Source organism: Bradyrhizobium sp. (genome assembly GCF_049512235.1).
GTDB lineage: Bacteria > Pseudomonadota > Alphaproteobacteria > Rhizobiales > Xanthobacteraceae > Bradyrhizobium.
Map to the genome: position 1 here is coordinate 1 of NZ_JBEKXH010000266.1, position 9,105 is coordinate 9,105.

A 9,105-nucleotide genomic window follows, 5' to 3' on the forward strand; every position below is an offset into this window, starting at 1 on the left:
CGAGTGACTCGTTCGCGATCCCGGCGGCGCTCAATGCATGGGTCAGCTTCCGGCGCGAACGCCGGCCCTCCCGGATCAGCAACGCCACGAGGATCAGGATCAAGCCGGTGCAGCACAGATCGACAGCGAGCAGCAGGCTCCCTGTCCGCTGCGATGCTGCGGATCGACTCGCGAGCAGTCTCTGCTCCTCGCCGGCGAGTTGATCGAAGTTGGCGCTGATGGATTCCATCAGCGCGCGACCTTCCGCCCTGACGCTAAGCGCTGCAATCCCTGCACTGTCCCCTTCGGCATGCAAGCGCATCATGTCGCTGGCCGCAGCAAATCTTCGTTCAACAAGCCGTTCGCCGGTTGCGAGCAATTGCTCCTGGGCAGGGTTGTCCTTGACCAGCCGTTTAAGCCATTCGTATCCGGGCCCGACTCCGTCAAGGGACTGGTCATATTCGGATACGAAGGTGGGATCGCCGGTGAGGAGATAGCCGCGTGCCGCGCTCTCCGCGCGCCGAAACAACAGCCGCAGGTCGGTCAATTTGCTGGTTACATCCAGCGTATGGTGGACCCAGGCCGCTTCGGATCGGGACTTGACGTCAAGCGCGATCGAGGCTGCGCTGATCGCCGCGAGCACCGCGAAACCGATGGCGAGGATGAGCCGCTGCGACGGAATCGGGAAGCTCAGCCCCAACCCGGCGACGCGGATTTCCGGCGGCCCGACAACCGTGCTTGAACCCGGCGCCGCGAACAGGCGGCGAGGTCCGTTCATGTCAATGCTGCTGGCAGCAGCCATCGATCCGCAAAATCGGTGCGAGACATAGCGAAGCCCCCATGGATGGCCGAGGACGCTTAAGTCGGGTTCTATGGATCAGGGCGTGATGCGACCCGAATCAGTGCCTCTGCTTAATGTCTGAGCCTCAAGCCTTCGATCGGTCTGCATGGCAGCGTGGATATGGCGTGTATAATCTCGCTCACACTGTTCGCGCAGTCTGCGTCAAAAGCCTCGGCGAACGGGATTACCGGGGTCCGCGGATACAGAAGGATACTTAGGCCAGCGATGGTTCTCCCCTCCCCCCGCGAAGCGGTGGGGAGGGGAGCTTTGACGTCTGTCCCTATTGGTAGAGTGATTCGCCCTCGAGGTTGCTTGCAAAGCCACAAAACCTCTGCAGCGCTTCGAATAATTCCCGGCCGTCGAAGGATTTGCGCAGGATCCGCGCCGCGCCCGGCTGGCCGCAGATCGGCTGCCCCAGCCTCTGTCTGACTACCGCGCTGAGACGACGCCCGGACTGAACGATCACCGGAATGTTCTTGGTCTCCGGCGTATGCCGCAATTTGGTCAGGAGATATTCTGCGTCGCCGTTCGGCATGCAGAAATCGGCGACGATGACCGTCGGCTGATCGCGACGCGCCTTCCAGAATCCCCGCGTGGCATCGGCCGCATAAAGCAGCTCCACCCCTAATTTCTCAAATCTGTTGAAGAACATCTTCTTGATGCTCGCATCGTCGTCCACCAGCAGCACCCGCGGCAGTTTCTTCACCTGGTGTTCTGCCGGCGGCATCGCCGATTGCCTTATTGCAACTGCCTTGTGGGGACAAATTTCGATCAGGCGCGCCTCGAATTCGTTCCAGAACGCCGGTCCCTTCGGGATGCAGACCGCGTCCAGTCCATGGCACGCCGCCGCAATTTCCTGACCGGGATTTCCCGTAACCACCATCACATGGAGCGACCTCTTCGCGGCATCCGACAAATACGTCAAGACCGACAGGCCATCCACCTCGGGCATGTGGACGTCAATGACGAGAATGTCGGGCCTGTGCTGACCGGCCTTGATCAGGACCTGGAGTCCGGTGGCCGCAGTTTCGACATCGAAGCCCATCCGGGTACATCGATCGGCGACGGCCCTGAGAACACAGGGATCGTCGTCGGCAATGAGAATCTTGTTGGCGACCCCGGTTGATTCGAATGTATCCATGACGCGCAACTCCACTGTAGGCGTCCGGCCGTCCCTCTCTCGAGGAAGGATCGTACCGTCAACGCAACGTCAGGTCAGGAAATACGGATCTGGTTAATGCACCATCGGGGTTTCGGCGCTTGATGGCGATCAGATCGACGTTACGTGAACGGGGCGATAAAGATCGTCTGCGTAGGATTACGCAAACGCCAGCCCAATTTCAGGAACTGAGCGTTATTGATCAGCGCCCCGCGGTCGGCTGCGCGTACTGTCGAACTCGCCGCGTCGCCCCGGGCACATTTCGCTGCCTGAGAATTTTTGCTCCCGCCCGACATCAATTCGGCCTGCGCCAGAGAGACGAGGTTTGGATGGAAAAGCCGGCCAAGGCCGCATTCGACGCCCACGATTTTCTCGCCAAGGTGGGCGCCGGCAAGACCATCCTCGAACTTGAAAAGAATGACAAAGTGTTCGCGCAAGGCGACGTCGCAGACAGGGTGTTCTACATTCAAAAAGGCAAGATCAAGCTCACGGTGCTGTCCCAGCAGGCCAAGGAGGCCGTGGTCGGAATTTTGGGCCCCGGGCAGTTTTTCGGCGAGGGTTGCCTGAACGGTCATCCCTTGCGCATCTCGACCACCACCGCCATGGAACGCTGCGTCATCACGTCCATCACAAAAAAGGCGATGCAGGCCGCGCTTCGCGAGCAGCCCGCGTTCTCCGAATTGTTCGTGGCGTATCTATTGACCCGGAACAGCCGGATCGAAGAAGACCTGATCGACCAGCTGTTCAATTCGAGCGAGCGGCGGCTTGCCCGCATGCTGCTGCTGCTTTCGCATTTTGGCAAGGAAGGTACGCCGCAGGCCATCGTCCCGAATATCAGCCAGGAAACACTGGCCGATATGATCGGCACCACAAGATCGCGCGTCAGCCACTTCATGAACAAGTTCCGCAAGCTCGGCCTGATCAGCTACAACGGTCACATCGAGGTCAACAGTACGTTGCTGGACGCGGTCCTGCATGACAAGCCCGAGCTGAGAGATGACGAGTGAGCCCGACCCCTGTTTCTGGACTCCCCGCCCCCCGTCCGGCGAAGCGTAGCGAAGCCGGATGGTGGAGAGGGGTCGGGGGTGGGGGGTGGCGTGGCGTTCACCGATGCAGCGGTTCTGCCGATAGACCCCCCGCCCCCGACCCCTCCCCACCGCTTCGCGGGGGGAGGGGAGAAGCTCAAGACGCGAGGGCGACCTTCGGGACGGGAATCTTGATGGTCCAGACCGTGCCGTGATCGGAGGCGACGATCGCGCTGCCGCGAAACTGTTCGACCAGCCGCCGCACCAGTCCTAGTCCATGCCGCTTGTTTTCGGCCCTGGCCCGAAAGCCGGTGCCATCGTCGCTGATGGTCATGGTCGCGGCGTCGCCGTCGGAGCGGCGCACCGACACGGTGATCGAACCGCTCTTGCCGCCGGGGAAGGCATGGTCATAGCTGTTGGTAACCACCTCCGCCACCACGATGCCCAGCGCCGTCACCACATCGAGATCGAGGACGATCGCGTCGCTGTCGCAAGTGAGCTTGACGCCGCCGTCCGGCGCCGCCTGAATATCCGCGAGGTTGAGGCACAGCGATTTCACGTAAGAACCGAAATCCGTGGTTCGCGTCATCTCGGTTCCGAGCAGATGGTCGTAGACCTGTGCCAGCGTCGAGACCCGGCGCGAAATGGCCCTGATGCCGCGTTGCCCGGCCCGGTCCGGCGTGTCGTCCAGTTGTTTGCTCAGCATCCCGTAGACCAGCTGCAGATTATTGCGCACCCGGTGCTGCAGCTCCTCGGCGAGCACCTTCTTCTGTTCCAGCAGCCGGTCCTTCTCCGCGACCAGGACTTTCATCCGTTCGATCGTGTCCTGCAGCACGCCGGTGCGCGCCGACGTCGCCACAGCCTCGGCCAGAACATTGGCAAAGCCGGTGAGGAAATCGACATCGTGCTGGTCATAGTCATGCTGGCGGTCGTTGTCGATCTCCAGCACGCCATAGGGCCGGTCGTCGCTGCCATTGATGACGACGTCGATGGTCGAGACGATGCCGTGCTCGGCATAGAACGCCGGCAGCTTGAAATCATTGTCCTTGCGCAAATCATTGCAGATCGACGGCTGCCCGGTGATGAACGCCCGCCCCTGTGGCGAGGTTTCGTCGGCACGCGACACGACATTGCCGATGACGCCGGCGTGCCAGCCATGTCCGGCTTCGATGAGAAGATCGTTCTCCGCGGTGCGGTAGCGGCACACCTTGGAAAACGGCACGCTGAGGCATTCGGCACAGACCCGCGCCGCTTCCGTCAGAACCTTCGGCACATCGCTCTCGCGCAGCGCAAAGCTGCCAAAGTGGGCGACCGCGGCCTGCTGGCGGAGCAGCTTGCGGACGTGTGTGGCGTTTTCATTCATTGCAGAACCGCCGGGGCGTCGGCGGCGCGGTCCAGCAGCTGGAACCCGTGGGGAAATGGTGGCTGCGCTGTGCCGGTGGCGACAATCCCGGCGACGATTTCCAGACCGCGAACGAGATCGACGGGGCGGTAGGGCTTGGCCAGACAGGCGTCGCCGTTGGTAAGGGCGACCTGCGACATATTGCCGGTGACATAGAGGATGCCGGGCTTGCCAAGGGTCAGCAGCCGAGCCGCGACCTCGGTTCCGAGCCCACCTTCGGCCAGCCGCAGATCCAGCATCACAAGGTCAGGCCTGGATTGTCGTGCCAGCGCCACCGCTTCGGCGACGGTGCGTGCGATGCCGCTCACCTCGTAGCCGTGTTCGATCAGGATCTCTTCGGCGAAATCCGCCAGCATGAGGTCGTCTTCAACAATCAGGATCTTGGGCATAGCCTGTCTTTCAGCCCGCGGCCCGATCGACATTCGAGCAGCTGCTTGTGAAGAAAATCCAGTCGTTGTTGCCGGGCGACCCGCATCGGGTCGTGCAGGCGGCGTCAAACCTAACGTCTGCTAACAGCGATTGAGCGCACGATGCCGCCTCAGTCCAATAGATCGCCGCGGCAATGGTTCCCGCTGGTCTTCGATCTACATCCTGAAGAGCATTTCCGGCTTTGCTGTCGAGTGAGCAATATTGACCGGCAATACTTCCATCGGCATCCTGACGCGGAGGACGGCCCATGTCACAGATCTCAGATCGAGCACAGTCAAGCCTCGACCCGTATGCGCTGACCGACCGCTACACGCGGCAGCGCGGACGGGTCTTCCTCACCGGCACGCAGGCGCTGGTGCGCATTCTCCTGGATCAGCGCGACCGCGACATCGCCGACGGCATCAACAGCGCCGGTTTTGTCTCCGGCTATCGCGGCTCGCCGCTGGGCGGCGTCGATCTCGAACTTTGGCGCGCCGAAAAATTCATCAAAGCGCGCCGCATCGAATTTCTTCCCGCCGTCAATGAAGACCTGGCGGCAACCGCGCTGTTGGGCTCGCAGCAGGTCGAGACCCATCCAACGCGCGAGGTCGATGGCGTGTTCGGCCTCTGGTACGGCAAAGGTCCCGGCGTCGACCGCTCCGGCGATGCGCTAAAGCACGGCAATGCCTACGGCTCCTCGCCGCATGGCGGCGTATTGGTGGTCGCCGGCGACGACCATGGCTGCGTGTCCTCCTCGATGCCGCACCAGTCGGATGTCGCCTTCATGGCCTGGTTCATGCCGACCCTGCATCCGGCCAGCGTCGCGGAATATCTGAGCTTCGGCGAATATGGCTACGCGCTGAGCCGCTTTTCCGGAATGTGGTGCGGCTTCAAGGCGATTTCGGAGACCGTGGAATCCTGTGCCTCGGTCGATGTTCCGGCGCGGCGCGTTTTCGCAACCCCGGAGTTCGAGGCGCCGCCGGGCGGCCTGCATTATCGCTGGCCGGATCTGCCCGGTCCGCAGATCGAGCAGCGGCTGGAGTTCAAGAAGAACGCGGTGCTGGCCTTCGCCGCGGCCAACCCGATCGATCGCAAGATCTATGACATCCAAGATGCCACCTATGGCATCGTCACGACCGGCAAGGCCCACCTCGATCTGATGGAGGCCTTGTCGCTGCTCGGTCTCTCCGAGAGCGAATGCCGGCGCATCGGCATCGACATCTACAAGGTCGGCATGGTCTGGCCGCTGGCGCATCACGATGCGCTGGAATTCGTCCGCGAGAAACGCGAGATCCTCGTGATCGAAGAAAAGCGCGGCATCATCGAAAGCCAGTTCAAGGAATATTTCTACGATTATCCCGGCCACAAGCCGGCGCGGATGGTCGGCAAGAATGACGAGAACAACGCCCCTTTGGTGCCCTGGGTCGGCGAATTGTCGCCGCGCCTCTTGGCGCCGATCGTGGCGCGCCGTCTGGACGCGATTTTTCCGGGACTTGAGCTGCACGCGCGCGCCGCGAAGCTTGCGCCGCGAGGCCCCGGGATCGCCGAGATAACAGGCGCGACCCGCACGCCCTATTTCTGCTCGGGCTGTCCACACAATACATCAACGAAGGTTCCCGAGGGTTCTCACGCCCTGGCCGGCATCGGCTGCCATTTCATGGCGAGCTGGATGGATCGCGAAACCACCTCGCTGATCCAGATGGGCGGCGAAGGCGTCAACTGGGCGGCCTCCTCGCGCTTCACCGGCCGCGATCATGTGTTCCAGAATCTCGGCGAAGGTACCTATTATCACTCCGGCTCGATGGCGATCCGCCAGGCGGTCGCGGCAAAAGCCAACATCACCTACAAGATCCTGTTCAACGACGCGGTCGCGATGACCGGCGGCCAGCCGGTCGATGGCCCCATCAGCGTCGAGGGCATCGCCCACGAAGTCCGCGCCAACGGCGTGACCCGGATCGCGCTGGTATCCGATGATCCCGGAAAATTTCACGCCCGCGATTTCCCTGGGGGAGTTACGATCCATCCGCGCGCCGGGCTCGATGCGGTTCAGCGCGAACTGCGCGGGGTTGCCGGCGTCAGCGTCCTGATCTACGAGCAGGAATGCGCCACCGAGAAGCGCCGCAAGCGGAAACGCGGCCTCATGCCCGACCCGCCCCGATTTGCCTACATCAACGATCTCGTGTGCGAGGGCTGCGGCGACTGCTCGGTCGAGTCCAACTGCCTCAGCGTCGAGCCCAAGGAAACCCCGTTCGGCCGCAAGCGCCAGATCAACCTGTCCTCCTGCAACAAGGACTTTTCCTGCCTGAACGGCTTTTGTCCGAGCTTTGTCACGGTCGAAGGCGCGAGCCGGCGCAAGAAGCAGGGAGCGGACCTCGATCTGCTGGCGCGGGCGCGCGCGCTCGCCGAACCTGAACGCGTCGAGCTCAAGGCGCCTTTCAACCTGCTGGTCACCGGCGTCGGCGGCACCGGGGTGATCACGGTCGGCGCGCTGATCGCGATGGCCGCGCACCTTGAGGGCAAGGGCGCCTCGGTCTTGGATTTTACCGGCTTTGCGCAGAAGTTCGGCCCGGTGCTGAGTTTCATCCGGCTGGCAGCCGATCCTTCCCAGATCCATCAGGTCCGCATCGATCGAGGCGCCGCCGACGCCCTGATCGGCTGCGATATCGTCGTCAGCTCCTCCGCCAAGGCGGCGTCGACCTATCGTCTGGGGATGGGTGCGGTCGTCAATACCGCTGAAATGCCGACCGGCGACATCGTGCGCCATCCCGACGCCAGTCTCGACGCGCCGTTGCGGGCAGAGAGCATCGCGCGTGTCATCGGGCCGGGCCATGTGACGAGCCTCGACGCCAACCAGCTTTCGGACAGGGTGTTCGGCGACACCGTATTCGCCAATGTGATCATGCTCGGCGCGGCCTGGCAGCGCGGCCTGGTTCCGGTTTCGTCCGATGCGCTGATGCGGGCGATCGAGCTCAACGGCGTCGCCGTCGAACAGAACCAGCGCGCTTTCGCCTGCGGGCGCCTCGCGGTCGCCGACCAGAACTTCGCCCTGTCGCTGCAGGGGCCGGCGCCGCCGGAGGAAAGCCTGGATCAGATCGTCGCGCGCCGCGCCGATTTCCTGACCGCCTATCAGGACGCGGAATATGCCGCGCGCTATCGCCAATTCGTCACCGGCGTTGGCGTCGGCGAACAAGCCCGCGTGCCGCAATCGCAAGCCTTCACGATCGCCGTCGCCCGCGCTCTGTTCAAGCTCATGGCCTACAAGGACGAGTACGAAGTGGCGCGGCTGCACACCGAGACCGGACTGCAGGAAAAATTGCGGCAGGAGTTCGAAGGCGACTTCAAGATAAAGTATCATCTGGCGCCGCCGATCCTGCCCGCGGGCCGGGATGCGCGGGGTCGCCCGCTGAAGCGGTCGTTCGGGCCCTGGATCGAGCCCGCCTTTCGCGTGCTGGCCCGGCTCAAAAGCTTGCGGGGAACGCGGCTCGACATCTTCGGCTATGCGCACGAGCGGCGGATGGAACGCGCATTGATCCCATGGTATCAAGCGCTGGTGACGGAACTCATGCCTCACTTGCGCGCCGACACGATTCCCCGGCTGGTCGAAATCGCGGCCTTGCCGATGGAGATCCGCGGCTACGGCCCGGTCAAGAACGCCGCGGTTGAAAAGGTGCAGGCGAAGGCCGGCAACCTTCGGGCCGCGATGATGTGAGGCCGGCCGTCAAAACGATCGGATCGGATCCGCCTCTCGCGATGGGTTTCGCGGCCAGTTCGGACATGCGTCCGATCTGGTCACTCTACGCCGACGTCATTGTCATCGTCGATCAGCAGGACGCGCGGACGGCTTCGTACCGCGGGCGCGGGTCCGCGCGCCCAGTTTTCGCCGATCCTGGCGGCCGTCAGGGGATCAATCTCCACCAATGCGTCCTCCAGATCGTTCCAGAAATGCGGCCCCTTGCGCACATAATACGCGCCCAAGTCCTTGCATCTCTCAATGACATTCGGGTCCCGGCCGCCGGTGATCACGATGACACTTGGCGGCACTTTGTCGGCGTCGAGAAGGTGCGCGCAAACCGACAGGCCGTCCACTTCCGGCATCTTGATGTCGATGACGAGAATGTCGGGCTTGCGCCGACTTGCCTTGAAAAGGGCTTCCAGCCCGTTGGCCGCGGTATCGACATCGAAGCCGATGCGCGTGCAGTGATAGGCGAGCGTTCGCACGACCCAGGCATCGTCGTCCACGACGAGCATCTTTGCAGCCGCGTCGCAGGAACGAAATTCCGCCATCCCGCGC

The 9,105-nt window shown here is 62.9% G+C and carries 7 protein-coding genes; 2 read left to right on the forward strand and 5 right to left on the reverse strand.

Going from position 1 to position 9,105, the window contains the following annotated elements; all coding sequences use genetic code 11:
* Both ABSG20_RS22305 and ABSG20_RS22310 read right to left on the reverse strand, forming a co-directional pair.
* On the reverse strand, positions 1-757 hold a 757-nt coding region (locus ABSG20_RS22305), incomplete at its 3' end, for a CHASE3 domain-containing protein (protein WP_423866680.1).
* 343 nt (positions 758-1,100) lie between these two features.
* Positions 1,101-1,961 (reverse strand): response regulator, encoded by an 861-nt coding sequence (locus tag ABSG20_RS22310; protein WP_423866681.1) that lies wholly within the window; start codon positions 1,959-1,961, stop codon positions 1,101-1,103.
* 347 nt (positions 1,962-2,308) lie between these two features.
* On the opposite strand from ABSG20_RS22310, the gene ABSG20_RS22315 reads away from it, so the two are divergent.
* Positions 2,309-2,986, forward strand: coding sequence for a Crp/Fnr family transcriptional regulator (locus ABSG20_RS22315; RefSeq protein ID WP_423866682.1), 678 nt, complete (start codon positions 2,309-2,311; stop codon positions 2,984-2,986).
* 175 nt (positions 2,987-3,161) lie between these two features.
* Here ABSG20_RS22315 and ABSG20_RS22320 read toward each other — a convergent pair whose 3' ends face one another.
* Together ABSG20_RS22320 and ABSG20_RS22325 are read right to left on the reverse strand one after the other, a co-directional pair.
* Positions 3,162-4,367, reverse strand: a complete 1,206-nt coding sequence (locus tag ABSG20_RS22320; RefSeq protein ID WP_423866683.1) for a histidine kinase dimerization/phosphoacceptor domain -containing protein — start codon at positions 4,365-4,367, stop codon at positions 3,162-3,164.
* Positions 4,364-4,795: a response regulator gene (locus ABSG20_RS22325; RefSeq protein ID WP_423866684.1), complete on the reverse strand. Its 432-nt coding sequence runs from the start codon at positions 4,793-4,795 to the stop codon at positions 4,364-4,366. Before ABSG20_RS22325 ends, ABSG20_RS22320 begins: the two co-directional genes overlap by 4 nt.
* A 287-nt stretch (positions 4,796-5,082) precedes the next feature.
* On the opposite strand from ABSG20_RS22325, the gene ABSG20_RS22330 reads away from it, so the two are divergent.
* Positions 5,083-8,523 (forward strand): indolepyruvate ferredoxin oxidoreductase family protein, encoded by a 3,441-nt coding sequence (locus tag ABSG20_RS22330; RefSeq protein ID WP_423866685.1) that lies wholly within the window; start codon positions 5,083-5,085, stop codon positions 8,521-8,523.
* Between the two features lie 80 nt (positions 8,524-8,603).
* On the opposite strand, the gene ABSG20_RS22335 is transcribed toward ABSG20_RS22330, so the two are convergent.
* Positions 8,604-9,105, reverse strand: a 502-nt coding sequence (locus ABSG20_RS22335) for a response regulator (protein WP_423866686.1), incomplete at its 5' end; no start/stop codon positions are given.

Coding starts and splice junctions, on each gene's coding strand:
- ABSG20_RS22310 (WP_423866681.1), bottom strand. CDS start 1,961: ATGGATACATTCGAATCAACCGGGGTCGCCAACAAGATTCTCATTGCC.
- ABSG20_RS22315 (WP_423866682.1), top strand. CDS start 2,309: ATGGAAAAGCCGGCCAAGGCCGCATTCGACGCCCACGATTTTCTCGCC.
- ABSG20_RS22320 (WP_423866683.1), bottom strand. CDS start 4,367: ATGAATGAAAACGCCACACACGTCCGCAAGCTGCTCCGCCAGCAGGCC.
- ABSG20_RS22325 (WP_423866684.1), bottom strand. CDS start 4,795: ATGCCCAAGATCCTGATTGTTGAAGACGACCTCATGCTGGCGGATTTC.
- ABSG20_RS22330 (WP_423866685.1), top strand. CDS start 5,083: ATGTCACAGATCTCAGATCGAGCACAGTCAAGCCTCGACCCGTATGCG.